Source organism: Tenacibaculum bernardetii (genome assembly GCF_029125915.1).
In the GTDB taxonomy this organism is placed as follows: domain Bacteria; phylum Bacteroidota; class Bacteroidia; order Flavobacteriales; family Flavobacteriaceae; genus Polaribacter; species Polaribacter bernardetii.
Genome location: NZ_JAQJCU010000006.1, coordinates 64,563 through 90,377, shown reverse-complemented (window position 1 = coordinate 90,377; position 25,815 = coordinate 64,563). Strand labels below are relative to the sequence as shown.

The window sequence follows — 25,815 nt, the reverse complement described above, 5'->3', positions numbered from 1 at the left end:
ATGTCTAAAGTAGAAGATTTTCTCACTAAAGAAGAAGAGCAAGAAATAATTTCAGCTATTAAAATAGCCGAATTAAATACCTCTGGCGAAATTAGAGTACATATAGAAGCATCATCTCGTAAAGATGATGCTTTTAATCGTGCTTTAGAAGTGTTTCATTCTCTAAACATGAATATAACAAAACAACAGAATGCTGTTTTAATTTACGTAGCTGTTGAAGATCATAAATTTGTAATTTATGGTGACCAAGGAATAAATAAAGTGGTACCAACCAATTTTTGGGACACTACAAAAAATACTATGCAAAATCACTTTAAAGAAGGTAATTTCAAAAAAGGAATTGTTGAAGGAGTTTTAAAAGCAGGAGAAGAATTAAAAACTCATTTTCCTTGGCAAACTGATGATGAAGACGAATTGTCTAACGAAATATCTAAAGGATAAAGAATCTTGAAGAAAACCACACAAATTTTATTTTTTATAATCGGATTGTTGTTTACTCAAACAACATTTTCTCAAGGGTATAAAATTCCGGATAAACCAAAAGAACAAACAAGTGTTTATGATTATGTTGGTTTACTTTCTGATGCTCAAAAAGCAACTTTAGAAAATAAATTAATTAAATATTCAGATACAACTTCTACTCAAATAGTAGTAGGAATCATCGATTCTACAAACGGTGAAAGTATCGGAATCTTAACTCCGAGATGGGCACATGAATGGGGTATTGGGCAAGCTAAAGAAGATAACGGTGTTTTTATTCTTTTAGCAAAAAACGACCGAAAAATATGGATTTCTCCAGGATATGGAGTAGAACATAAATTAACAGCCGGAATTGTAGGTGAAATAACCAGGAATTACATCATTCCGCAATTTAAAAGAGGCGATTTTTATGCTGGATTAGATGACGGATCTAACGCTATTTTTAAAGTTTTAAATGGCGAGTATAAAGGAACTCGCAAAAAATCTAAAAAAGGTAAAGATTATAGTTTCATCATCTTTATTATAATTGTAGTTATCTTTTTTATCGTTATTTCTAGAGGGAATAAGGGAAATGGAGGTGGAGGAAAACGAAATTATAGAGGCTCAACATCAAGAAGTATTTTAGAAACCATTATTTTAAGTAATGCAGGTCGCGGAGGTTTTGGCGGCGGCGGTTTTAGTGGTTCTTCTGGCGGTGGATTTGGTGGCGGAGGCTTCGGAGGAGGTTTTGGCGGCGGCGGATTTAGCGGTGGTGGTGCTGGTGGTAGCTGGTAAAATAATTGTTATGATACAAAGAAGTTTCGTTTTAATATCTTTTTTTTTAATAGTTAGTTGCCAGAATTTTGGTCAACTAAAAGTACTTGCAGATTTACCAAATTCTTTAAAAGAGGTTTCAGGAATAGAAAAGATAAAAAATGCTGAATTATTATGGATGCTAAATGATAGTGGAAATAAGCCTGTTATATACGGCGTTAATACCAACGGATATATTATAAGAGAAGTTGTTGTTAATGCTAAGAATAACGATTGGGAAGATATAACATCCGATGAAAAAGGGAATTTATATATTGCTGATTTTGGAAACAATAATAACAAACGAAAAAACTTAAAAATACTTAAAATTTTTCATCAAGATTTAATAGAGAAAGATGCTGTTGAGGTAACAAAAATTAAATTCTCTTATCCAGATCAATATAAGTTTCCGCCGAAAAAGAAAGATCGTTTTTTTGATGCAGAAAGTGTATTCTATCACAACGGATTCTTATACGTTTTTACAAAGAGTAGGGTGAAAGGAAAGTATGGTAAAACGACTTTGTATAAAATTCCCGCAATAAAAGGAAATCATGAAGCAAAGTACATTTCAACTTTCGAAAATTGCGCTGATATACACTGCTCGATAACGGCTGCAACGATATCTCCTAACGGAAAAAAAGTAGCCTTGTTAAATCATCAATCGGTTTTTGTATTTACCAATTTTAATGAGGATGATTTTTTCTCAGGAGATGTAAAAGAATTTGCATTAGAACATGTTTCTCAGAAAGAAAGTCTCAGCTTTAAAGACGATACAACACTTTATATCGCCGATGAAAAAACAAAGTCGTTAGGTGGTAAATTATACGAGTTTACGATTAAATAAACTCGAGTAATAACATGATCCAGCCTGCAACTAACAGTAAGCCACCTAAAGGGGTGATTGGTCCTAAAAACTTCATTTTTTTACCTTTAGCATCCGATAAGACTAATCCGTAAATACTAAACGAAAAAAGAACAATTCCGATTATGAAAGACCAAGCCATAAGTTGATTTGGTATAGAAAAAGAACTCCCTATAAATAATAAAACAATTGCGTGATACATTTGGTATTTTACGCCTGTTTCAAACGATTTTAATTGATCTTCGGATAATATTTTCTTTAAAGCATGTGCACTAAAGGCACCGAAAATTACAGCTAATCCGCCAAATAAGGCGCCAGATATTAATACTATTTGTTGCATCTTTATTATATTTATATTAAAAGTTGAATCCCATTGCAAACGCGATTCTTAAACCATCATCACTATTAAAGGCAGAAAGGTTACCTGTCATCATATTAGCAGCATTAAAGAAAATTCCACCACCAATAGAAGTATTCCAGTTTTTAGAATCTACGTTTTCAAGCCACACTTTACCATAATCAAAACCACCATAAACACCAATATGTAATGGTAATAAACCTGTTTTTAATTTTCTTAAGTTTAAGCGAATATCAGTACTTTGGTAAAATGCATCTTTACCTATAAAACGTTCGTTTCTGTAACCTCTTAAGCCATTATTACCACCTAAATTTGCACCTTGATAAAACTCATATTCATTACCAAAAGTAACATGACCTTTAAACTGCGTAGCGAATACGATTTGCCCGCTAGAAACTAATTTATAATCAAAAGAAATAGAAGGGATAACGTATGTAAAATTGTTATTGTTTGTTAAATTAGAAGTGTAACCAACCTGTAAATTTGTTTTCATTCCCATAGTTGTAAAAGCTGCATTGTCTGTGTTTTCGAAAGAATAACTAGCTTCTGCGTTTAAGAAATTTTGACTATTAAAATTAATAGGTTGTGTTGAAATAAAACGATTAGGAGTTTTGTCGACTTTAAAAGATTGATAATTTAAACCTAATGTTATTTTAGCGCCGAGATCTCCTACCCAATAAACAGATGATCCTGCTATGATCTTTCTTATTTTCACTCGGTTGTAATCTCTGCCTTCAATGCCATCAGCTTCTAAATTTATTGAGTTGTTACCAAAATCAAAGAAGTTTACAGCATAGTTCGGACTTGTATACATTGCATTAAAACCTAAGTTCCAACGACCAATAATATTAGCAAACTCACTAGAGTAATTTATTTCAAATCCGTTTGTTGCAAAATAGTAAGCGGCAGATATTTCATGCTCTGAAGTAAAAGGGTTTCTTTCAAAACCAAAGGTGGTATATGTGTTTGAAACACCTATTTTAAGACCATCGTCTGGATTAAAACCTACATACGGAGTAAATACATTGGCGTTGTTTTTTAACTTCTTATAATCGTAAACATTAGTTTCGTAATCGTCTGTTAATTTTACTGCACCTTTGTTGGTAAGAAAGGTGTTTTTCTTTGTTTTATGATCGTATATTTTTACTTTTTTACCATTAATAATATTGTAGATATCGTTGTTCTGGCCTCCAATAATTCTAAGTTTAATTAAATCTTTACCAGTACCTTTTACAACAAATACATCATCATCATCTAAACCATAAATCCAAATTTCTTTAGTTTGTGAATAGCTGTATGTTTTTTGATGAAAAACAGTTCCTTTTTCACCTTTTTTTATTCTGTATGCTGTAACTTTTGTTTTTCCGCTATGAAACCTTTCTATTTCAAATAAATCATCTTTATGAGTACCTTTTATTACTTGAAACTTATTGATATCCCCATAATAAGTGTCGGATATTTTTTGTAAATTTTTTCTTCTTCCTTGTAGTTTTCTTTTAATAGTGTTTATAGTTTTACCCTTTACTTCATCCGGAAAATTAGTAAAAGCTTTATCTATAATTTTATCTGTAATATTAGAAGTGATATGTTTTACTTGTGCATCCCAAGCGCTTTTGTCTGATTGGCTTATTAAAAACATATCTAAGGGATACGGCTCTAAATTAAACCATTTAGGGCTTTCGATATCTTCTTCATAAGCTTTCATTAAACGCAAGGTCGGAATCATTTCTGTTGCTAAACTTAATATAAGACCATCTCCCATAATAGAAAAAGCTTGGTCTCTATCTCTAGGAACAGGTCGATAAATAGTGTGTTCACCTTCTTCAAAAACAGCCCAGCGCCATTGGTCTTCATGCCTGTCCCAATCACCAATTAACATATCAAATAGACGAGCTCTGATATAAGAAGCTTCATCTAATTGGTGTTTTTCGTTTTTAGCTAGTTTTTTTAATAAATCGTCTGTACTTATTATTTCATTAGAGAAACCAAAACTAGCTTTGTCTCCATGACCAGAAGCAGCACGTTCTTCTATCATATATAATTCGTCGCCAAATTCAGTATTAAAAGAACCTAAAGAGTTTTGTTTTGGCACATAGTATAAAACAGGGTTTGTATGATAAACACCAACAGCATCTGCTAAAGTTCCGATAACAAATGGTGCGTATGGATGCGAACCCGTAAAAGCATCTAGCAATAAACCTTCTGTATACGTTTCGTCGAATTGACCTTGTATGTATTGATCTCTAAAAGCAACAGCCTGTAAGTATTGTACAGCATTCTTTCGCAAGGCGCGCATTACATATTCTCTACCTTCTTTATCACGTAAACGCAACGATTTAGATTGGTTTCCACCTCCTTTTCTTACAGGTGTTAATCCTCCAAATAAGGTATCTAATTTTATAGTTGGTACGGTTACTTTTGTACTAAAAGATTCACGATAACGTTCTCCCCAAAAATGCTTATAAAATCTGCTTTTGGTTGTTTCTTTATCGGTATAAACAGCTGCTTTTTTTTCTGTTATTTTAAGAGTAGGATATGTCGTAAATTTTTTGTTTTTATCTGCAGGTAATACTTCCGTTTCATAAACAATTTTATCATCATTCACAGCATAAAAGCGCACACTTGAAGAACCGTCTTTATAAACATCTAATTTAGCAAAACCCTGACTTCCATAAGTAAATTTTGCACCGCCAGTTAATTTAGTAGCAGTAGTTTTAGAACCCGAACCACTTATTATTTGCGGAATATTATCTTCAACAATGTATTGCAAACTATGCTCATGACCCGAAACAAAAATAGTCTTATCGTTTTCTTGCGCTAATGTTACAATATGTTTTTTTAACTCGTTGTATTTTTTGTTTTGTAAATCGGTATTTGTGATTCCTGTTGTTTTCCTTAAAAGATTTTTTAAAGTTCCTAAAACGGGTAGCGGTGTCATATGACTAACAAGAGAGTAGTAACCCCCATGAGAACCGTTAGTAAACATTGGGTGATGCATAGCAATAATGGTTGTTTTACCTCTTGCTTTTTTTATCAAGCCTTTAAATTCTTCAAAAAACTTTACCCTTGTTTTTATTTCGCAATTATCGTTTATTTTAGGATGATTATCCCAATTAGTAACGTACCAATGGGTATCAACAATAATTAAAACAACATCTTCAGATATTTTTACTTTTTCTAAAGGGCAACCACTTTCTGGTAAAAAAGAATTTTTACCTAATGCTTTTTCAACTAATTTCTCCTCTCTTTTTAATCCGTCTAAACCATTATACCAGTCATGATTACCAGGAATAAAAATAGATCTTCCTGCAAATTTTTTAGCAATTGCAGTTTGCGCTTCAATTCTGTATTTTGCTAAAGGATATTTTTTGTCTTTTTTAGAAGGAATACCTGTTTCATAAACATTGTCTCCTAAAAAAAGTAATGTAGCATTTTCGGTTGCGTTACTTATGTGTTTCTCTAAATATGCTAAGGCAGGCGATACAGAGTCTAATTCAGAATTTCCGGCATCACCAATTAAATAAAAAGAATGGGCAATTTTCTTGTCAGATTTTGTTTCTTTATTTTTTTCCTTAGTAGCATATTGAGCTTTAAATGTAGCACAGCCGGTTATTAAAAAAAGAGTGGCAAAATATAGAAAATATCTAAAATTCATAAAGTGATTAATTGAACTGTAAAAATACTATTTATTGATTAGTTTCTGATAATCTTCCTTAGTATCAATGTCAATTAAATTAAAAAGAGGCATTTTTATAGTTTCAGATACATTATTGTTTAGAAAAAGTGAAGCGCCTTTATCTCCTTTTAAATTTAATAATTGATTAAAATGTTTTTTTGGAAAAATTGCAGGTACACCTCTTTTTGTTTCATAATTAGATACTATTATTTTCTTCGGATTTTCTTTAGATGTAATTATCAATTCATCTAAATACTTCGGGTTTATATTTGGTTGATCGGCTAGCGTAATTAAAACGGAATCGAAATTTTTAGCAATTATATGGTTTACTCCAGCTACAATGCTTGTGCTTAGTCCGTTTTTAAAATCAGCGTTAAAAATGGTTTCAATTTTATATTGATCAATTTTTTCTTTAATTATTGCTTCCTTTGCCCCTAAAACACAAAAAATGGCGTTCGCTTTTGATGTTTTTGCTTGTTCAATTGTCCAACCTAATAACGTGGTTTTTTTATACGGAAGTATTTGTTTTGCGATTCCCATGCGAGAAGAACTTCCTGCAGCAAGTATTAGTATTGCAATTTTTTGCATTCTTGACTAGTATTATTTTAAACGGAATTTCAATTTTTACTATCATTACGAGTAAAGTAATCTGTTTTATTTAGTGAGAGATTGCTTCATTACATTCGCAATGACGTATTTTGAAATCAGGTATGAATTTTTCCTGTAATTTTTTTTAAAGAAAAAACTTCCTTTTTACGAACTACAGATAAGATTTCAGCTAAAATAGATAAAGCAATTTCTTCCGGAGTTTCTGCACCAATATGTAAACCGGCAGGTGTGTGTATTTTGTCTAAAAATGTATCGCTTATTTCAGGAGCGAAATCAAATAATTCATTTAGTAATTTTTCACGTCGTTTTGCAGCACCTAAAATTCCGATATAAACAGGGTTTTGTTCTTGTAATTTTACGAGCCAACGTAAATCATACGTAAAATTATGATTCATTATTACAATTGCTGTGTGTTCATTAATATCATCTAAATCAATAATTTCTGGTGTTTGTGCTACTACCGATTTTGCTGTTGGAAAATCTACTAATTCTTTTGGGTCGTTAATAGAGGTAACCACATCTACCTCCCAACCTAGTTGTGTTGCTTGTGAGCATAATTTTACAGCATCGTGCTCTCCACCAATAATCAATAAGCGAAATAAAGGTTTTAGTGTTTGTTCGAAAACGAGTGATTCATTTTTTTTAGTTGATTTAAAATCTTTGTGAAAAGTAAATTTACAGTTGCTATTAAACTGAATTATAGAACCAAAATCTCCAAAAATTTCATCTTCTTTTTTGTAAAAAGATTCAATTTTAAATGATTTTCTATTGGATAAACTATCAGAAAAAGCATTTATGAACGTTGTTGAAATTTTAATAGGTTCTAATAAAATATATAAAACACCTTCGCAGCCTAATCGATAACGCCCATCGTAGGTTATAACTTTTGATTTTTGATCTCTAAAAACCGATTGCGCTCTTCGTTGTACTTCCTTTTCTACACAGCCACCACTAACGGCTCCAATCATTTTTCCGTCGTCAGATAGTAGCATTCTAACTCCGGGTTTTCTATACGAAGAACCGTCTAAGTCAACTACTGTAGCTAATACGTTTTGTATTCCGTTTTGTTGATTTAAAATAACCTGCTGTATAATTTCTTTGAATTCGTGGGTCATGTATTAACTTAATTTTAAAGGTAAAGAAGTTAATCGTTTTCCTGTTAATCTATAAACAGCGTTTGCAACTGCTGCGGCAATTGGACCTAAAGGAGGTTCGCCAACTGCGCTTGGTTTATCTATACCTTGCAGCAAAATAACATTAATTTCTTTAGGAGCATGTTTCATTAAAGCCATATCATAAGGGCCATAAATTGTTGGGCGTAATTGACCTTCTTCTACAAACATTTGTTCATGCATAGAAGCACTCATACCCATTATAATTGCACCTTCGCATTGCGCTCTTACTTGATCCGGATTTACTGCAATTCCGGGATCCATAGCACAGGTAACTTTATGTACTTTAATTTGATTGTTTTCTATAGAAACTTTAGCAATTTGTGCACAAGGTGTTCCTGCATCTGTAGAGGCGGCGAAACCCATTGCACGACCGTTTTCTGTTTCATTTTTATAATTAGCACTTTTTTTAGCCGCTTTAATAACTGCTTTTAATCGTTTTCCGTTTTCATCATCCTGAATATGAGCTAAGCGGAAATCAATAGGGTTTTTATCTGCTTTTTCTGCTAAAATATCCATCATACTTTCCCATGCAAAAGTATTTGCTAATAGTCCTAAACTACGCCACCAGCTAGTTGCAAAAGGTAGTTTTACATGCCAAGAAACTGCACGGATATTGGGTATTAAACCATATTGGCAAAACCCACCACGAATAGCACCAATATCGGCACCTAAAATAGTATTTACAAAACCTGGTAGTATTGCCGAATCTATAGCAACATCTCCACTAGAAAAATCGTGACGTATAGCTTTTATCATACCATCAGAATTTAAGGTTCCTTTTACAACATGATGTGTTGGCGGACGAAACATATCGTGCTGAAACTCTTCTTTTCGGGTGAAAAAATACTTTACAGGCTTACCAACTGCTTTCGACATTACAGCTGCCTGAACAGCATGTGGCGTGTGTAATCTGCGTCCAAACCCACCACCTAAATAAGTGGGGATTACATTAACATTTTCTTCATTAATATTTAAACGAGCAGCAACTTCTTTTCGAGTAATAGCCACTACTTGTGTAGAGATTTTAATAGTTGCTTTATCTCCTTCAATAAAGGCTAAAACTCCATTAGGCTCCATTTGTGCATGTGCTCCAATCGGACTTTTAAATTCCATCGAAATACTTGCTTCATCCTCTATATCATCGCCTATTTTTTGAATGATAGTTGGATTTCCTTTACCAACTTTCATCATTTCTTCAATATTTTCAGTGTTTAAAGTGTTGTTATATTCCCATTTAACCTTAATAGCGTTTTTAGCATTTAAAGCTTCTATGTAAGAATTAGCAACTACACCTACAAAATCATCTTCTTTAATAATTTTTATAACTCCTGGTAATTTTTCAGCATCAGTAGTATCTGCACTTATAAATTTTGCTCCAATATGTGTTGCGCGAACAACAGCACCATGTACCATATTTGGCATTTCTGCATCCATTCCAAAAATCGGATTTCCAAAAACTTTAGCATTTAAATCTATACGTGGTATTGGTTTTCCTACAAATTTATAGTCACTAATATCTTTTAGTTTAGGTGTGTCAGGAATATCCCACTCGGTAACATTTTTAGTGGTTTCTAAAAAAGATATTGTTTTATTTCCGTCAGAAAAAACACCTTTATTTGCTTTTAAAGTACTAGCTTCAATGCCTAATTTCTTAGCAGCTTCTATCTTTAGCATTTCGCGAGTTGTAGCTGCTAATTCACGAAGTGGTTGCCATAAACTAGCAATAGAGGTGCTTCCGCCTGTGGCGAAAGAATCCAAGTTTCCAGTAGCAGTTGCTGCATGCACAACATCAATTTGTTTTATAGAGACACCTATTTCATCAGCTGCAATTTGCGCCAAACCGGTAAAGGTTCCTTGTCCCATTTCTACCTTTGGAGAATGTAAAATAATGGTGTTGTTTTTTGTAATTTCAAACCATATCATTGGTTCCATTCCGCTTCCTGAATAAGGAGATTCTGCCGAATTTAAATATCCTAAAACTTCTCTACGTATAGGGTTTCTGAATAAATAGGTTCCTACAGCAACAACACCTATCGTACCTAGAGCTCCTCGAACCAAAAATTTACGACGTGATAATTTAGCACTCATAATTTATGATTTTAAAAGATTAGTATTATTTAATTCTGCTGCACGATGAATTGCTTTTCGCATTCTGTAATACGTAGCGCAACGACAAATATTTACAATGTTTTTGTCGATATCATCATTTGTAGGGTTTGGGTTTTCGTTTAATAAAGCGGCAGTTGCCATCATAAAACCAGGCTGACAATAACCACATTGAGGAACAATTTCTTCTACCCAAGCTTGTTGAACGGGATGAGGATTTTCTTCGGTTCCTAAACCCTCAATAGTCGTTATTTTTTTACCTTCTGCAAATTTAACAGGAAAAGAGCAAGAACGAACAGCTTCATCATCAACATGCAAGGTACAGGCACCACAAGCGGCTTTACCACAACCAAATTTGGTTCCTTTTAAATTAAGCATATCTCTAATCACCCAAAGTAAAGGTGTATTGCCATCATCAATAGTAATAGTTTTTGATTGGTTATTTACTTCGAATGTTATTTTCATAATTATTTAGTTGGTTTGTTAGGAATTATGGCTCCGTCTTTAAACCATTGTTTTACGGTTTTTTTATATTCTTCTAATGAAACAGGAGGCAATTCTCTTTGAATTCCCTCGGCATTTACACCAGGGTTCCATGCCCACAAAACGAGCTCATGTTCAGTTAAATGATGCATTGTTTCGTTAGGTGTTCGACCACCGTTTCGTTTAGGATCCATCATTGATGTTGCAATTTGATATCTATCTAACCCTTCCCAAAACATTTCAGGAGGAGCTAAAGACCATTCAGGTGCACCTGGAACTCCAGAATATTTATTGTTTTCTGTTTGATGACAAGTTGTACACTTTGTGGCTTCGAAACCTAAGTTATTGGTTCCTCTAGACATACCAAAGTAATGAGGATGGGAATCTTCACCTTGTTTTGGTATATTGTCATTAGGATGGCAATTCATACAGCGTTTGTGCGTAAGGACATCCATCATTTTATTAAAGTTATCTTCGTTTGTAGTGCTCGAAGTTACTGCGGTGTATTTAGGTTGAGGTTTTTTTAAATTTGCGGCGATAACAAAACTTGTTATAATTAAGAGTAAGGCCACAAACCATTTGCTTTTAAGTTTCATATAAAAATTATAAGTCGACCTAAAGTTACTCTTTTTTTAAGAACTACAGCTTAAAGCAGAACAGCCAACTTTGTGGCGCGCCCATTCTGGTCGTTTTGCAAACCATTTTTTATGTTCTAATTGCTCTGAATACGGATTTTTTAATAATTCATATAATTCATCAATTAATTTATAATCCCCTTTATCAGCGGCGTCAATTGCTAATTGAGCCATGTAATTTCTAAGTACATATTTTGGGTTTACTAAATCCATTTTTTCTTTTCTTTCTTGGTCAGAAAAAGTTTCTTGTTGTAGTCTTTTTAAATAACGATTAAACCAATCTACCCAATGATTTTTAATTTCATCTTTTACTTCATCAATTGTATAAAAAGCAATTTCAATTTTTTTAATAGCGCTTTCGAAATCATCTTTTGTAGTAATAGTTGATAGATTTCTAAAGAAAATAGTCATGTCGGTTTCTGTTAATTGTAAAGTTTCTTCTAACCTGCCAATTAACTCTTTGTCGTTTTCATCATCAGAGAATAAACCTAATTTAGATTTCATCATTTCGTGATATTTCGCATTATAAATATCAGAATATACATCTAAAATATCTTGTAAAGGAGCTACTTCTTCAATAAGCGGATACAAAGCATTTGCGAGTTTAAATAAATTCCATAGTCCGATTTGCGACTGATTTCCGTAGCGATATCGCTTGTGTTGATTGTCTGTTGTATTAGGTGTCCAACCAGAATCATAGCCTTCTAGCCATCCGTAAGGTCCAAAATCGATTGTTAATCCGAGAATCGACATGTTATCGGTATTCATCACTCCATGTACAAAACCAACGCGTTGCCAATGCACAATCATATCGATGGCTTTATTTCTTATTGCTGTTAAGAAATCGAGATATTTTTGTTTTCCTTCGGATGTAATTTCAGGATAAAAATGTTTGATAGTATAGTCTGCCAATTTTTTTAAAGTAGGATGGTTTTGTCTTGCAGATAAAATTTCAAAGTTACCAAAACGAATAAAATTTGGTGCCACACGAGCTACAATTGCTCCTTTTTCATACGCAGGATTTCCGTTGTATAAAACATCTCGTAAAACTTCATCACCAGATAAACTTAATGATAGTGCTCGGGTGGTTGGAACGCCTAAATGAAACATGGCTTCGCTACACAAATACTCTCTAATTGAAGAGCGTAAAACGGCTAAGCCATCTGCGGTTCGAGAATACGGAGTTTCACCAGCGCCTTTTAATTGAATTGCCCAACGTTTATTATTGTGTACAACTTCGGTTAAATTAATAGCACGACCATCGCCTAACTGTCCTGCCCAATTACCAAACTGATGTCCGCCATAACACATCGCAAACGGATGCGTGTTTTCGAGCACTTTATTTCCTGTAAAAACTTTTAGAAAATCATCAGATTTTGTATCTTCTTCAGATAAACCAACGGCTTCTAACATTTCTTTTGAAACGTGAATTAATGTTGGATTAGCTGTTTTTGTAGGTTGAATATACGAAAAGCAAGCGTCTAAAACTTGTCGGCGTTCACTTCCTATAATTTTATCAGCAGGTAATTCGTTATTAAAAGTGTCTTGAATATTTAGTTTCATTAGGCAAAGATAATTGGATGAAAATTATTAATGTGAAATTTTACAAGTTTCAGATACTAAAGCATCTTCTTTTAATGCAGTTTTAGTTGATTTTTAGCAACTTCGTTTATGAAATTGTTATAAATATTATGTGCTAGAGTACTATTATAGACTTTGATTTTAGAAAAAATCTGTTTCTTCTTTTTTCTAATAGTTAAGACAAATCTTTTCAGGAGCTTTTAAGGCTTTATTTCCTTTAGATTTGACTTCAGGTAGTTTTAAAATCTTAAATAATACTCATGGTTGCATTTATTTAATGTTCGATAATACTTGTATCGAAAATAACTTCACTAGCCAAGGTTTTATGAACTGGACATTTAGAAGCTATTTCTGTTAAGCGTTTTTGCTGCTTTTCGTCTAAATTACCAACAAACTTTAATTTTTTACTAATATGATCTAAATAAGTTGGTTTTTCGGTTTCAATACCTAAATCATCACTGTGTTTTCGTGAATGTGTTACGTAAACAAAAACCTCTTGTAAATCCCATTTTTTACGTTCTGCATACATTTTTAACGTCATAGCGGTACAAGCTATTAGTGCTGTATTTAAATATTCGTAAGGAGAGGGACCAAAATTATCTCCTCCAACTGAAACCGGCTCATCGGCAATTAATGTGTGGTTTTTAGATTGAATATTTGTCGTAAAATTATTTTCATTCAAATTTAAATGTCCAACTAATTGTTCTCCGTTAGTTTCTAACATTTTATTCTCCTGTTTAGGAAAATAATGTTCAGACCAAGTACCAATTAAGTTACCAGCATAAATACTGTCTTTTGAGTTTGATAGTAAATGATCGGCATCATCTAAGCTTATAAAACTTTTAGGATGATGCGCACTTAAATACAATTCTTGTGCACTATTAACACCAACAATAGTATCGACAGGAGAGTGTAATATTAAGATAGGTTTTCTTAAGTTTTTTGTTATTTCAGGTAGATTGGTTTTATCAAAATCAGATACAAATTCTTGATTGATTTTAAAAGGTCTTCCGCCAATGTTTACTTCAACATCACCAGCTGTTTTTATATTTTCAATTCCATGAGAAAATAAATGTTTAACATGACTCACGCTAGAAGGAGCACCAATAGTTGCAACTGCTTTGATGTTATTTAATTTAGAAGCAGCTACGATTGCAGCTGCACCGCCTAACGAATGACCAACCAATAAACAAGGAGCATCATAATGTTCGGTCATGTAATCATTTACAGATATAAGATCATCAACATTTGCAGAAAAATGACTTTCAGAAAACTCACCTTCGCTGCGACCTAAACCTGTAAAATCGAAACGTAAAACACCAAAACCATGTTGCGTTAAAGAGCGACTAATATTTTTAACAGCACCTAAAGTACTGCTACACGTAAAACAATGTGCAAAAATCACATAGTAATTAGGTTTTTGATTAGCAGGCAATTCTAAATAAGCTTGTAATTTATGCCCTTTTTTATTGATGATATTTAGTTTTGTGTTTTTCATAATTAGGCAGTTGTAATATTTAATTTTTTTGTGTTTACTAGTTTAGAAAAATGAGTTCGTAAAAATTGTAGTTTTGGATTGATAAATGTTTCACAAAACGGTTTTTCTGGATTAGAATAGTAATAATTTTTAAACTGATTTTCTGACGATTTAAATTCTTTAAATTCTAATATTTGTGTAATGATTTTTTGTTGAAAATCAGCTTGTAAATTATCAATTATTAGCTGAATTTCCTTTTTTTTATTTTCAGGAAATACATAAATAGCAGAACGGTATTTTTTTCGCATAGAATGTTGCGAAGTACTTTTGTGAGTATGTAAATGAATTTCTACTAATGTTTTTACTGTAATTTTATTAGAATTAAAAGTAACAATAACAGCTTCTGAAAAGGTGTTGTTTTTATTAGTAGAAGCAACAAAACCTTGTGCTACCTTTTCAACGCCAATTAACGATTGAAATACGGCTTCTGTGCACCAATGGCAACCACCACCAAATGCTATTTTAGTTTTTCTATCCATTTATTTAACTCTTTATCTGTCGGGTTCCGAAGTCTTTTCTTATCAATTGTAATTGTTGGAAAATTAAGCTTTCTGCTTTCGTACAGATTTTTTAATTCTTCTGCAAAAATTTCATTCAACTCAACATCAAAAAACGCGTAACTTATATTACGCGTTTTAAAAAATGTTTTATAATGTTGTGTTTTATGGCATCTTTCTGCACCATATAACTTAATAAGCATATTACTTTAGTTTATCAGCATGTAGCTTACGTAATCTTGCAAGCTTTGGTTCAATTACAAAACTACAATATCCTTGTTTTGTGTTCTCTAGATAATAATTTTGATGCTCTTGAGTAGCTTCATAAAAATTGGTGTAAGCACTTAGTTCTGTAACGATTGTATTCTCGTAGTATTGCTGTATTTGTTTTAAAACTTCAGTAGCCATTACTTTTTGCGAATCGTTATGATAAAAAATTACAGATCTGTATTCAGTTCCACGATCTGCTCCTTGTTGGTTTAAGGTTGTAGGGTCGTGTGTTGTCATAAAAATAACTAAAATATCTTCGTAAGAAATAATAGCAGCATCAAAAGTAACTTGTATAACTTCTGCATGGCCGGTTAAGCCCGAGCAAACCTCACGATAGGTTGGGTGACCAGGAACATTTCCGCCAGCATAACCCGACACTACTTTTTTAACTCCTTTTACTTTTTGAAAAACAGCTTCGGTACACCAAAAACATCCACCACCTAAAGTGGTAGTTTGCATATTTTTAATTGTCATTTTTTCTTCTTTTTTATTAAGTAGCGTAATTATTTTTCACCTATTTGCATAGATTCGGAGTTAACACAATACCTTAATCCACTAGGTTCTGGTCCGTCAGGAAAAACATGTCCTAAATGTGCATCGCAAGTATTGCATAAAATCTCTACTCTAACCATTCCTAGTGTATTATCTTTATGGTATTTGATTGCATTTTCGGTAATAGGTTGTGTAAAACTCGGCCAACCAGAACTTGAGTCGTATTTAATAGTAGAGTCAAATAAAGGAGTGTTGCAACAAATACAATTGTATTGGCCTTCATCATAAGTAGTACATAATTCACCTGAAAAAGGGCGTTCAGTTCCTTTTAATCGCGTAACTCTAAATTGTTCTGGAGTTAATAATTCTTTCCATTCAATTTCAGTTTTTTCAACCCTTTTTGTTGGAGTTGGGTTTTTACTTACAGCAAAATGAATAATTTTTTTCCAGTTTAACATAATAGTTTTTTTATTTAGATTTAGACAAAAAATATAGCACAGAATCAATTTGTAAACTGATTATGTACTATATGTTAATGGAACTTAACAAGAGTATAGTCGGTTTTAAGTCTTCAAACTTACACTTAATAATAGTTAAAAATAATCTTTAATTTAGCAAAAACCTTTTTGATGGAAAATTTATTAAAAGAAGCAGAAAATTTTGTTACGAATCTATTAAATGAAGAATTAAATCCATCATTTGTATATCATAGTGTATTTCATACGCAACATGTAGTAGATAAAACAAAAGAAATAATAGAAGGTCTTGAAATCGAAGAAAAATCAGCTCATAAATTACTATTAGCAGCATGGTTTCATGATGTTGGATACATAAAATCTATTGAAAATCACGAAGAAGAAAGCGTGAAAATTGCTGAAGGTTTTTTACAGAAACAAAAGGTTTCTGAGATTGAAATTGCTGAAATTTCTAAAATAATTTTGGCGACTAAGGTGGGGGTACAACCAGAATCTGAACTAGAGAAAATAATTTGTGATGCTGATTGTGCTCATATAGGAAGCAAGAATTTTACGGATTATACTTCTTTATTAAGAAAAGAGTGGGAGCTAACTAAAGATTATATAATCTCTGATTCGAAATGGAATACAGAGAACATTCTTTTTTTAACAAGCCATAAGTATTATACTGTTTATGCAGCCAAGAATTGGGGTAAAGCTAGAGGTAAAAATTTAGCACAACTATTAAAAAAACAGAAAAAAAGAACTCAGGAAAACAAAAAAATAAAACAAAAAAAGGCTGCATTAGATTTTAAAAAAAATAAAGTAGCGTTACCAGAACGAGGTATAGAAACAATGTTTCGTGTGGCTTTAAGAAATCATATAACTTTAAGTGATATTGCAGATACTAAGGCAAATATTTTACTGTCGGTAAATGCTATTATTATTTCTATGGCGCTGTCTACTTTAATTCCGAAATTAGATAATACCTCTAATCATTATTTAATTATTCCTTCGTTAATTTTTATAACATTTACTGTTGCTTCTATTATTTTATCAATAATGGCAACCCGCCCTAATGTTACAGAAGGTAAATTTACAAAGGAGGATGTAGCGAATAAAAAAGTAAATTTATTATTCTTCGGAAATTTTCATCAAATGAATTTGCAAGATTTTGAGTGGGGGATGGAAGAGATGATGAAAGATCGTGATTACCTATACGGTTCTCTTACTAAAGATTTATATTTTTTAGGGCTTGTTTTAAACAGAAAGTATAAGCTGTTAAGAACAACTTATACTGTTTTTATGATTGGTATAATTGTAAGTGTAATTGCTTTTGCAGTAGCCTTTAAAATACAAGATACTAGTGTTGGTTTGTTATAAGAGATTAAGAAAATAGATAATTTATTGTTTAAATTCCTGCATCAATTCATCAATAGATATTGTTTTTTCGCTATTAAAATTTTCTTGATAAATAACCTCAACACGCAAAGCTTTTAGTCCTGATACACCTTGTAAATCTTCTAGCTCTAGTATTTCTACATCTCCGAGTAATTTTTTAGATTGTAAAAAACTAATATATTTCATATATTCTATAGCATCTTTATCTTGCGAGTATACGATTGCTATTTTACTAGGAATAGTTAGGCGTTCTTTCGTTTTTTTAATGTGTGCTTTATCAATTCGTTTTTTTATAATCTCATACCTAATATTGTAAGCACCATCCACGTCGAATTGTTTTTCATCCATTCTAAATTTTATAGATAATGGATTGCTATGAACTAATATTAATGAAGCAACTTGTAAGTCGTGCTGCATAGATTTACGAGCTGTATTTGCAACGTTTTCCATCTCGCACATTATTTGTAATTGCCATAAGCGAAGGTTGTAAAGATAAAGCTCGTCGAACTTCTTTTCTTTAGTTAAAGATTGCCCGATGTACATATTATATTCAACACCATCTGTTTTATAACGTTCAAAATAATGGGGAAACATAGCTTGCGCATTCTCTTGTTTTAAATCGATGAATTTTGCTAGTTTGTCATTTAATAGCGTTACGCTTTGCTCGTAAGCTTTTCGTTTTTCGTATACAACATGTAAGTTGTCATCTAAACGATTTATATAAGTGCCTACAATAGTTGTTAAATGACTATTGATTTCTTTAATGTGTTTAAAAACAGGGTAGATTTCACGTTTCATGAAATCTAGTATGCCAACTTCATCACCAGCCTTTAATCCTTTAAGAACATCGGTTATGTATTCGTTTAAACGAAACATTAACTCATTGTATATTGGTAGTCTTTCTGATTCACATGCTTTTTTAAGTACAGATATAGCTAATGTAAGTTGTGTTATTAAATCTTCTTTAATGGCTTCGTTTCTAGCGAAGGATGATCCTTTTATGTCTAATTGACCATATAAAGGGTATATGTCTTTAAATACGATTTGTTCAATCTTTACATGTTCTTTTTTAGAATAAAGATCGTATTGATATTGCTCTGCAGCCTCATAAAATTTCCACTTTACAGTTGGGTGTAAAGAAGTGTAATGCTTTTGAATTGTAGCTTCTAAAATATTTATATATTCTTCGGATGAGCGATCTATGGCGGCTTTAAAAACTGGAATAATATCTGTTAGTTTTTGTTGATTAACAGAGTTTAATTCATACGCTCTAGGAGAGGCAATTTCTAAAAGTGCTAAATCATTACTATCACTTGCTTTTATAGGAATTAGTAAAACACTTCCTATGTTTTTTTCTTTTAATCGTTTAGAAAAAGGATTGTTTTTTGTAGCTTCTCCATAGTTTTCGACATCAGAAATAGCAATTATTTCTTGAGCTTTAAAAATTTTAGAAACTATAGAGCTACAAAAAAAAGTATCACATGAAATTCTTTTTTCATGATCTAATAGAATAATACTTTCAGATTTTTTAATACGTGTGGATTGTAAAGATAAATCAGAAGTATCGAATACAGAAAAACCAACTTTTAGATCTTTAATATTATAAAATTCACTTAAATCTTTACGAAGTTTTTCAACAATACTACCATCGTCTTTTTGCAGTAAACTGGTTCTTATTGATGAAATATTTTCATCGGCAGTTACATCAAATAAATTCATAATGCCAAAGCCTTTAAAAATGTAGCTTTCAGGAGGGAATTTTTCTTTCCAAACATCAATATTATTATAATTATCTAAAAGAACTTTAATATCGCTTTGAGTAATTTTAGGAGCAGTATTAGTAGGAGAAATATCCATAAAATCACCATTAAAGGCAACTCTGTAATGTTTTATTAAATTGTTTTCCTTATCAGGAATATCAAAGAAAAAAGGACGTTTTAGATCTATTGGGTATTGATATACGGTGTTTAAAATAAACGTACATGCCATTATGTACATTTTATCATCATCTAGGTCTCTAACTTTTAATTCATAATCATTTCCTGCATTTTTAAGTATATTCTCTAGGCGTTTTGTGAATTTAAAAGTTGTAAAAGAAAAAGGTATTGTGGCAGCTTTAATTTCATTTAAAGTTAATATTTCGGGAAATAAATCCTCTAATAGAAGATCAATAATAGCTTCGTGTTTTTTTAATAGCGTTATATCAGAAAATCCCGAGATGAGCTCTGGATGTTTCTCAACTTGTTTTATGATTATTTTTGCAGACGCATTAAAAGGATGTTCTTTGAAGTCATGGCTAGCATATTCTTTAAGCATATTATAAATTTTCTCAAAACTAATATTTAGCTGTAAAGGTAAATTGATGTTTTTAAACGCTTTTAATGCTCTAACTTCCATGAATTGTTTATTAAACTATTGCAAATTTACAAAATTGTACTGAGTTAGTAGTTTTTGGTTACTACCGCTTTCGTTAAACAATGAGTATAAAAAAAGTCCTTGTTAAAATAAGGACTTTTTTGTGATGTATTTCTTTGATTAAAAACGCATATTATAATCTCGTATTTTTCCTTTTTTACCTAAACTATTAAATTTCCAACTAAAGCCTAGCATAAAATATCTTTCTAACACAGTACTTTCAGAATCTTCAATATAATTAGAAGTGGCTCTACGTTGTGCATTTGTATTTTGACTTAATAAATCATATCCTTTTAAACTTATAGTTCCTTGGTCTTTTAGTACAGAGTACGCTAATGTAGCATTCCAAAACCAAGCAGATTTATTAAAACCAACAACATTAGGGTTGTAAGTGTATTTAACATCGTTTCTCCATTCTAATTTTTTTGGAAAGTTTGTTTTTGTTCTTATGGTTAAAGAATGGCTTGTGAAATTTTGATTTTGATTGGTGTTTATATCATATTTAGTTTTAGAAAAAGAAACATCATAGCGTGTTTCGATAGAGATAAGTTTGTTCCAATCTAAAGTTACACCTAAGTTAGGTCTTAAAGCACTTGTTTGCGCTCCTTCTTTTATGTTATTTACAATGTTAAAGTTTTTAAAGACACTAATATTAGAGCCAGCTCTTAGTTTTAATGTGGTAATAGAATCTAACTTTACTTTTTTACTATAACTACCACCTCCCCAAAGATCATAGCCTCCATCGGTATTTTCGTAAGTTGAGTTTCTTATAAATTCATCAGAAATAGATGTGTTAGAAATAATTTGATTCTTAAACATACTACCACTAACATATAAATAAATACCTGTACCAGCTTGCCAATTAAATTTGTTGAAATTAATATAAGCTCTGTGATTTTGTGTTGGTTTTAATTTTGGATTACCAGTAATTATATTTGATGGATTACTAACGTTTTCGAAAGGTTGAATTTGGTTAATACCAGGTACTCTGTTTGTTAAACGGTAATCTAAATATATAGAAGCTTTCGAGTCAAATCGGTATCTAAAACCAGCATCTAAAGCGATGTTATTAAACTTTTTGTTTAAACTTAATTCAGGACGTAATTTGTCGTTGTTCTCTAAAGTTCTGTTTACAAAGCCTGTCTCGAAATTAAAACGCCATTTTTTTGTTTTATAAATTAATTCTAGAGAAGGTGTTTTTGCGATGTCATTATACGTAAAATCCGAACTTAAACTTTCATTAAAATCGGTATACTGTTGCGAAGAATTATTAAAATCATATGTATCTTGCTTATTCTCTCTTTCATCACTTTGATAACTGTATTTAGCGTCTAAAAAGAATTTCTTTGCAACTAAAGGAAAACGATATGTTACCATGGTGTTTAAGCCTACTAAATTATCTGATATGGTACTTTCTTGATCTCTAGTTTCAGAGCTTGGGTTACTTCCAAACACTTCAATAGTTGATTTGTTTATTTCATCAGTATTAGATTCATCTATTTGATTTGTAATCGAAGCCTTAATAAACGCACCTTTTGAGCCTAATTTTTTGGTAATATCAATAGTATTTTTAAAATTATTGGTACTAGATTTAGCAAATGAATTACTCGTGTAATTGTTGGTAAGAACATTGCTTTCACTTAAAGATTCTTCCTCTCTACGATTATTTCCTTCTCTTTTGTTAAAAACAAAAGAAGGACTTATGTTAATTAAAAAAGTTGAATCTATTTCGATATCGAATTCCGTACTAACACTATGGTTATGATTTTCATCATTTGATGTAGAGGTTGCATTCGTAAAATATTTTCTATCAGGAAGCGTGTATTCTTTATTGCTTTTAGAAGCGTCATTAGAAGAACTACCCGAGTAAAAATAGTTAGCATTTACATCAACTCCTTTTCCGTATTGATCAGCATATGTTGCTCCAGCAGTTTTAGATTTTACAATTCCGCTACCTCCACCAAAACGTCTACCGTTAATGCTAAAGCTACCGTTGCCACCAATCCAGTTATTTCCACCTCCAAACATTTTTTGAATTTCACCAAAACTAAATCCAGGTGAATTTATATTGTTTGTACTTGCCAAAACACTAAAACGTTGATCGTTGTCAAAGCGATTTACCATTGTTGCTCCTTCGTAACGTTTATCGGTTCCTGCACCACCAGATACTCTACCAAACCAACCTTTATTATTTTCTTTTTTAATGGTTAGATTTATCGTTTTGTTGTTTGCATCTCCTTTTTCACCAGAAAAAGCTTCAGATTTTGATTTTGTATCTGTAATCTGAACTTTTTCAATAATATCTTTTGTCAGATTTTTTGTAGTAATACTAGGGTCATTTCCAAAAAAAGGTTTCCCGTTTACTAAAATCTTATTTACATCTTTTCCGTTAACGGTAATTTTACCGTTTTCATCAATTTCTACGCCAGGTAGTTTTTTTAATAAATCTTCAACGTTAGCATCTTTCTTTGTTTTAAAAGACTTTACATTAAACTCTAACGTGTCTGTTTTAATAGTAATAGGAGCTCTAGAGGTAACAACAATTTCATTCAGTAAATTACTTTCTTCTTCTAAGTTAATATTTCCTAACTCGAAAGTTGATTTTTTATCTAATGAAATAACTTTCGTAAAGGTATTCATTCCGATATATGATATAAATAACTTTAAATTTTTGTTATATGATTTTCCTTCTAAAGAAAAATTTCCGTTGTCATCTGATATTGTGTATGAAACAACTGTACTGTCTTTTACTTTTTCTATATGAATTGTAGCAGCCTCAATTGGCGTTTTTTCTTTTTTTGAATTTATCTTACCGGATATTTTAAATTGATAAGATTGTGCTAGCATGTTTGTAGCAAGTAATAGGGTGAAAAGTAAAAGTAGTTTTTTCATCTTTCTTTAATAGCGAGTTAGTTTATTAACAGGCAAAGAAAATGAAAAAACTACTTTGAAAATAGTTAATATATGTTAAAAATATTTTATTTCTGTCTAAAATATATGGTAATAGGTACACCGTTAAAATTATAACGCTCACGTAATTGATTTTCTAAATAACGTTTGTATGGGTCTCTAATGTACTGAGGTAAATTAGCGAAAAATGCAAACTGTGGAGTATACGTTGGTAATTGCATACAGTATTTAATTTTTACGTATTTCCCTTTAATTGCTGGAGGTGGATTTTGAGCCAAAATCTCTAACATAGTTTCGTTCAATTTGCTTGTTTGAATACGACGTTTTCTATTTTCAAAAACCTCAACAGCAGATTCAATTGCTTTAAAAATACGTTGCTTTGTTAATACTGAAGTAAATATAATAGGAACATCACTAAAAGGAGCAATTGTTTGTCTTATTTTAGCTTCAAAATCACGCATGGTGTTTGTTTCTTTCTCAATTAAATCCCATTTATTGACAAGTATAACAACTCCCTTTTTGTTTTTCTCTGCTAGCCAAAATATTTTTTCATCTTGCCCTTCAAAATCACGAGTTGCATCAACTACTAAAACAGCAACATCACAGTGTTCAATTGCACGAACAGCTCTCATAACAGAGTAGAATTCTAAATCTTCTTTTACTTTCGATTTTTTTCTAATTCCAGCAGTATCTACTAAATTAAATTCAAAACCAAAACGATTATATTTTGTGTCAATAGAATCTCTAGTTGTACCGGCTATATTAGTAACGATATTTCTATCTTCTCCTATTAAAGCATTAATAAATGAAGATTTACCAGCATTAGGACGACCTACAATGGCAAAACGAGGAAGTTCATTCTCTTCAATTTCTTCTTCTTCAGGAATCTCTTTGGCAACAGCATCTAACAATTCACCTGTTCCACTTCCGTTTATAGAAGAAATGGTGTGGTAATCACCTAAGCCAAGGTTGTAAAATTCAACAGCATCAGCATCACGCATTGCATTATCTACCTTATTAACAGCCATAATAAGAGGCTTTTTAACTTGGCGTAAAATTTTTGCAACTTCAGCATCCATAGGCGTAATTCCTTGCTCAACATCAACTACAAAAATTATAATGTCAGCTTCATCAATAGCTAACTGTACTTGTTTGCGTATTTCTCCTTCAAAAATATCATCCGACCCGACAACATATCCACCAGTATCAATTACAGAAAATTCCTTTCCGTTCCATTCAGATTTTCCGTAGTGTCTATCTCTTGTAACTCCACTTACAGAATCTACAATAGCTTCACGACGTTGTACTAAACGGTTAAATAAAGTGGACTTACCTACATTAGGTCTTCCAACAATGGCAACAATACTACTCATTATGCAAAAATTTGTGCAAAGATACAACTTACGTTATGAAATTAAGCGAAATTTTTAATAGTATAGTATTTTTACTACATTGTGGCGAATATTATAAAAATATGAAGGATCAATTATATAATCAGATTTTTTTAAAACCCAGATTTCAAATTGATTTTAATATGAATTCGGTAGTTTTATTAAGTGAAATTAAAAAACATTTATCGGATGTAACAATATATGAAATGAGAATGGTAGACAATCATGTAATTATTGATGTGCCTAAAAAAGAAACTCATTTTTGGTCACCTCAGTTATACCTCGAAATAGAAGAACTGTCTGAAACAACTTCTTTAGTTAAAGGCTTATTTGGGCCGAAGCCACAAGTGTGGACATTTTTTATGTTTTTACACTTCGTTGTGGCTATTGCTTTTTTAATTTTCGGAGTAATAGTATACAGTAATTGGTCTTTACAAAAGGTTTCTGTATTTCCTGTTGTAATGCTTGTTGTTTTGCCTATTATATGGGTAATATTTTACTTTGTAGGACGTTTAGGGAAAGCTACAGGTAAAAAACAAATGGATAGTTTAAAAAAATTCACAAAATTATTATTACAAAAGATAAATTAATCTTTATATCCGAAACGTTTTAATTGACGCTCATTGGATCTCCAGTTTTTATTTACTTTTACATAAAGTTCTAGAAATACTTTTTTATCAAAAAAGACTTCTAAGTCTTTGCGTGATTCTGTTCCTACACGTTTAAGTGCTGCACCTTTATGCCCAATTATAATACCTTTTTGAGTGTCACGTTCAACCATAATAATAGCGCGAATTTTTATAATGTCTTCTTCTTCTACAAATTCTTCAGTTTCTACTTCTATAGAGTATGGAATTTCTTTTTTGTAGTGTGTTAGGATTTTCTCTCGTATTTTTTCGTTTACAAAAAAACGTTCTGGCTTGTCTGTCAATTGATCTTTCGGATAAAAAGCAGGGCCTTCTGGTAATAACTCTTTAATTTTGGTAAAGACAGAATCGATATTGAATCTTTCTAAGGCAGAAATTACATATACAAAGGCATTTGGTACTTTGTTTTTCCAGTACTCAATTTTTTCTTCAACCTCTTCTTGTGATGATTTATCAATTTTATTTAATAATAATATGACAGGGATTTCACTGTGAATTATCTTATTAAAGAAAGCTTCGTTTTTTAATTCCTTTTCACCAACTTCAACCATGTAAATTAACACATCGGCATCATCAAAAGCAGCTTTTACAAAATCCATCATAGAATGCTGCAGCTCATAAGCAGGTTTAATAATTCCTGGAGTGTCAGAAAAAACTACTTGATGATCATCGTCATTTACAATACCTAAAATACGATGCCTTGTAGTTTGGGCTTTAGAAGTGATGATTGATAATTTTTCGCCAACCAATGCGTTCATTAATGTTGATTTACCAACATTTGGGTTCCCGATGATGTTTACAAATCCTGCTTTATGTGTCATGAGGCAAAGATAAGCTGTTTCAATTAAATAAGAATTTTTTTATGTAGCTGTTATTGTTGTAGTTAAGAAAAAGTTTGTTTTAAAAAGCTATTTTGTTAGGATAGAAGGAATAAATAGCGGTATATTTGCACTCGAAATCGCGGGATAGAGCAGTAGGTAGCTCGTCGGGCTCATAACCCGAAGGTCACTGGTTCGAGTCCAGTTCCCGCTACTATAAAACAC

22 protein-coding genes and 1 tRNA gene are annotated in these 25,815 nt (G+C 31.7%); 6 read left to right on the top strand and 17 right to left on the bottom strand.

Annotated elements, in window-relative coordinates; translation table 11 throughout:
• From P2G10_RS06630 to P2G10_RS06620, 3 genes are read left to right on the top strand one after another with little or no spacing between them, the layout of a single operon-like run.
• Complete coding sequence (locus tag P2G10_RS06630; protein ID WP_275315769.1) at positions 1 to 441, top strand: TPM domain-containing protein; 441 nt, start codon at positions 1 to 3, stop codon at positions 439 to 441.
• A 6-nt stretch (positions 442 to 447) separates the two neighbouring features.
• Complete coding sequence (locus P2G10_RS06625; protein ID WP_275315768.1) at positions 448 to 1,254, top strand: TPM domain-containing protein; 807 nt, start codon at positions 448 to 450, stop codon at positions 1,252 to 1,254.
• 10 nt (positions 1,255 to 1,264) lie between these two features.
• Positions 1,265 to 2,116, top strand: a complete 852-nt coding sequence (locus tag P2G10_RS06620; protein ID WP_255554356.1) for a hypothetical protein — start codon at positions 1,265 to 1,267, stop codon at positions 2,114 to 2,116.
• Here the strand turns inward: P2G10_RS06620 and P2G10_RS06615 are convergent.
• From P2G10_RS06615 to msrB, 13 genes are all read right to left on the bottom strand, one after another.
• Complete coding sequence (locus P2G10_RS06615; RefSeq protein WP_275315767.1) at positions 2,109 to 2,474, bottom strand: DUF423 domain-containing protein; 366 nt, start codon at positions 2,472 to 2,474, stop codon at positions 2,109 to 2,111. The genes P2G10_RS06620 and P2G10_RS06615 overlap by 8 nt on opposite strands.
• A gap of 16 nt (positions 2,475 to 2,490) precedes the next feature.
• Positions 2,491 to 6,147 (bottom strand): metallophosphoesterase, encoded by a 3,657-nt coding sequence (locus tag P2G10_RS06610; protein ID WP_275315766.1) that lies wholly within the window; start codon positions 6,145 to 6,147, stop codon positions 2,491 to 2,493.
• A gap of 27 nt (positions 6,148 to 6,174) precedes the next feature.
• Entirely contained in the window at positions 6,175 to 6,756 is a 582-nt protein-coding gene (locus P2G10_RS06605; protein ID WP_275315765.1) for a nucleotidyltransferase family protein, read from the bottom strand.
• Between the two features lie 116 nt (positions 6,757 to 6,872).
• Complete coding sequence (locus P2G10_RS06600; RefSeq protein WP_218771478.1) at positions 6,873 to 7,892, bottom strand: XdhC family protein; 1,020 nt, start codon at positions 7,890 to 7,892, stop codon at positions 6,873 to 6,875.
• Between the two features lie 3 nt (positions 7,893 to 7,895).
• The gene (locus P2G10_RS06595) at positions 7,896 to 10,040 is read right to left on the bottom strand and encodes a xanthine dehydrogenase family protein molybdopterin-binding subunit (protein ID WP_275315764.1); all 2,145 of its coding nucleotides are present in this window, start codon (positions 10,038 to 10,040) and stop codon (positions 7,896 to 7,898) included.
• Positions 10,041 to 10,043: 3 nt separating this feature from the next.
• Positions 10,044 to 10,523: a (2Fe-2S)-binding protein gene (locus P2G10_RS06590; RefSeq protein WP_275315763.1), complete on the bottom strand. Its 480-nt coding sequence runs from the start codon at positions 10,521 to 10,523 to the stop codon at positions 10,044 to 10,046.
• Between the two features lie 2 nt (positions 10,524 to 10,525).
• Positions 10,526 to 11,137 carry a hypothetical protein gene (locus tag P2G10_RS06585; protein WP_275315762.1) on the bottom strand — a complete coding sequence of 204 codons (612 nt, stop codon included), beginning with the start codon at positions 11,135 to 11,137 and terminating at the stop codon, positions 10,526 to 10,528.
• A 36-nt stretch (positions 11,138 to 11,173) separates the two neighbouring features.
• A complete protein-coding gene (locus P2G10_RS06580) occupies positions 11,174 to 12,739 on the bottom strand; it encodes a protein adenylyltransferase SelO (protein WP_275315761.1) in 1,566 nt (521 codons plus the stop codon).
• A gap of 292 nt (positions 12,740 to 13,031) precedes the next feature.
• Positions 13,032 to 14,255 (bottom strand): bifunctional alpha/beta hydrolase/OsmC family protein, encoded by a 1,224-nt coding sequence (locus tag P2G10_RS06575; protein WP_275315760.1) that lies wholly within the window; start codon positions 14,253 to 14,255, stop codon positions 13,032 to 13,034.
• 2 nt (positions 14,256 to 14,257) lie between these two features.
• Complete coding sequence (locus tag P2G10_RS06570; RefSeq protein WP_218771472.1) at positions 14,258 to 14,773, bottom strand: peptide-methionine (S)-S-oxide reductase; 516 nt, start codon at positions 14,771 to 14,773, stop codon at positions 14,258 to 14,260.
• On the bottom strand, positions 14,752 to 14,994 hold the full coding sequence (locus P2G10_RS06565) for a glutaredoxin family protein (RefSeq protein ID WP_218771471.1): 243 nt from the start codon (positions 14,992 to 14,994) through the stop codon (positions 14,752 to 14,754). Before P2G10_RS06565 ends, P2G10_RS06570 begins: the two co-directional genes overlap by 22 nt.
• Before the next feature lies 1 nt (position 14,995).
• The gene (gene msrA / locus P2G10_RS06560; protein ID WP_218771470.1) at positions 14,996 to 15,535 is read right to left on the bottom strand and encodes a peptide-methionine (S)-S-oxide reductase MsrA; all 540 of its coding nucleotides are present in this window, start codon (positions 15,533 to 15,535) and stop codon (positions 14,996 to 14,998) included.
• A gap of 29 nt (positions 15,536 to 15,564) precedes the next feature.
• On the bottom strand, positions 15,565 to 16,011 hold the full coding sequence (gene msrB, locus P2G10_RS06555) for a peptide-methionine (R)-S-oxide reductase MsrB (protein WP_218771469.1): 447 nt from the start codon (positions 16,009 to 16,011) through the stop codon (positions 15,565 to 15,567).
• Positions 16,012 to 16,182: 171 nt separating this feature from the next.
• Between msrB and P2G10_RS06550 the strand changes: the two genes are divergently transcribed.
• Complete coding sequence (locus P2G10_RS06550; protein ID WP_218771468.1) at positions 16,183 to 17,391, top strand: Pycsar system effector family protein; 1,209 nt, start codon at positions 16,183 to 16,185, stop codon at positions 17,389 to 17,391.
• Between the two features lie 21 nt (positions 17,392 to 17,412).
• Here the strand turns inward: P2G10_RS06550 and P2G10_RS06545 are convergent, their stop codons facing one another.
• From P2G10_RS06545 to der, 3 genes are all read right to left on the bottom strand, one after another.
• Positions 17,413 to 19,806 carry a GAF domain-containing protein gene (locus tag P2G10_RS06545; RefSeq protein ID WP_275315758.1) on the bottom strand — a complete coding sequence of 798 codons (2,394 nt, stop codon included), beginning with the start codon at positions 19,804 to 19,806 and terminating at the stop codon, positions 17,413 to 17,415.
• Positions 19,807 to 19,944: 138 nt separating this feature from the next.
• Positions 19,945 to 22,716: an outer membrane beta-barrel protein gene (locus tag P2G10_RS06540; protein WP_275315757.1), complete on the bottom strand. Its 2,772-nt coding sequence runs from the start codon at positions 22,714 to 22,716 to the stop codon at positions 19,945 to 19,947.
• 86 nt (positions 22,717 to 22,802) lie between these two features.
• A complete protein-coding gene (der, locus tag P2G10_RS06535; RefSeq protein WP_218771465.1) occupies positions 22,803 to 24,107 on the bottom strand; it encodes a ribosome biogenesis GTPase Der in 1,305 nt (434 codons plus the stop codon).
• Positions 24,108 to 24,208: 101 nt separating this feature from the next.
• On the opposite strand from der, the gene P2G10_RS06530 reads away from it, so the two are divergent.
• Positions 24,209 to 24,715, top strand: a complete 507-nt coding sequence (locus tag P2G10_RS06530; protein ID WP_275315756.1) for a GTP-binding protein — start codon at positions 24,209 to 24,211, stop codon at positions 24,713 to 24,715.
• Here P2G10_RS06530 and era read toward each other — a convergent pair.
• Entirely contained in the window at positions 24,712 to 25,593 is an 882-nt protein-coding gene (gene era, locus P2G10_RS06525; RefSeq protein WP_218771463.1) for a GTPase Era, read from the bottom strand. The two genes, P2G10_RS06530 and era, sit on opposite strands and share 4 nt — an antisense overlap.
• Before the next feature lie 138 nt (positions 25,594 to 25,731).
• Here era and P2G10_RS06520 point away from each other — a divergent pair.
• Positions 25,732 to 25,804: transfer RNA gene (locus tag P2G10_RS06520), tRNA-Met, on the top strand.
• Positions 25,805 to 25,815: the final 11 nt, after the last annotated feature.

Coding starts and splice junctions, on each gene's coding strand:
- P2G10_RS06630 (WP_275315769.1), top strand. CDS start 1: ATGTCTAAAGTAGAAGATTTTCTCACTAAAGAAGAAGAGCAAGAAATA.
- P2G10_RS06620 (WP_255554356.1), top strand. CDS start 1,265: ATGATACAAAGAAGTTTCGTTTTAATATCTTTTTTTTTAATAGTTAGT.
- P2G10_RS06615 (WP_275315767.1), bottom strand. CDS start 2,474: ATGCAACAAATAGTATTAATATCTGGCGCCTTATTTGGCGGATTAGCT.
- P2G10_RS06610 (WP_275315766.1), bottom strand. CDS start 6,147: ATGAATTTTAGATATTTTCTATATTTTGCCACTCTTTTTTTAATAACC.
- P2G10_RS06605 (WP_275315765.1), bottom strand. CDS start 6,756: ATGCAAAAAATTGCAATACTAATACTTGCTGCAGGAAGTTCTTCTCGC.
- P2G10_RS06600 (WP_218771478.1), bottom strand. CDS start 7,892: ATGACCCACGAATTCAAAGAAATTATACAGCAGGTTATTTTAAATCAA.
- P2G10_RS06595 (WP_275315764.1), bottom strand. CDS start 10,040: ATGAGTGCTAAATTATCACGTCGTAAATTTTTGGTTCGAGGAGCTCTA.
- P2G10_RS06590 (WP_275315763.1), bottom strand. CDS start 10,523: ATGAAAATAACATTCGAAGTAAATAACCAATCAAAAACTATTACTATT.
- P2G10_RS06585 (WP_275315762.1), bottom strand. CDS start 11,137: ATGAAACTTAAAAGCAAATGGTTTGTGGCCTTACTCTTAATTATAACA.
- P2G10_RS06580 (WP_275315761.1), bottom strand. CDS start 12,739: ATGAAACTAAATATTCAAGACACTTTTAATAACGAATTACCTGCTGAT.
- P2G10_RS06575 (WP_275315760.1), bottom strand. CDS start 14,255: ATGAAAAACACAAAACTAAATATCATCAATAAAAAAGGGCATAAATTA.
- P2G10_RS06570 (WP_218771472.1), bottom strand. CDS start 14,773: ATGGATAGAAAAACTAAAATAGCATTTGGTGGTGGTTGCCATTGGTGC.
- P2G10_RS06565 (WP_218771471.1), bottom strand. CDS start 14,994: ATGCTTATTAAGTTATATGGTGCAGAAAGATGCCATAAAACACAACAT.
- msrA (WP_218771470.1), bottom strand. CDS start 15,535: ATGACAATTAAAAATATGCAAACTACCACTTTAGGTGGTGGATGTTTT.
- msrB (WP_218771469.1), bottom strand. CDS start 16,011: ATGTTAAACTGGAAAAAAATTATTCATTTTGCTGTAAGTAAAAACCCA.
- P2G10_RS06550 (WP_218771468.1), top strand. CDS start 16,183: ATGGAAAATTTATTAAAAGAAGCAGAAAATTTTGTTACGAATCTATTA.
- P2G10_RS06545 (WP_275315758.1), bottom strand. CDS start 19,806: ATGGAAGTTAGAGCATTAAAAGCGTTTAAAAACATCAATTTACCTTTA.
- P2G10_RS06540 (WP_275315757.1), bottom strand. CDS start 22,716: ATGAAAAAACTACTTTTACTTTTCACCCTATTACTTGCTACAAACATG.
- der (WP_218771465.1), bottom strand. CDS start 24,107: ATGAGTAGTATTGTTGCCATTGTTGGAAGACCTAATGTAGGTAAGTCC.
- P2G10_RS06530 (WP_275315756.1), top strand. CDS start 24,209: ATGAAGGATCAATTATATAATCAGATTTTTTTAAAACCCAGATTTCAA.
- era (WP_218771463.1), bottom strand. CDS start 25,593: ATGACACATAAAGCAGGATTTGTAAACATCATCGGGAACCCAAATGTT.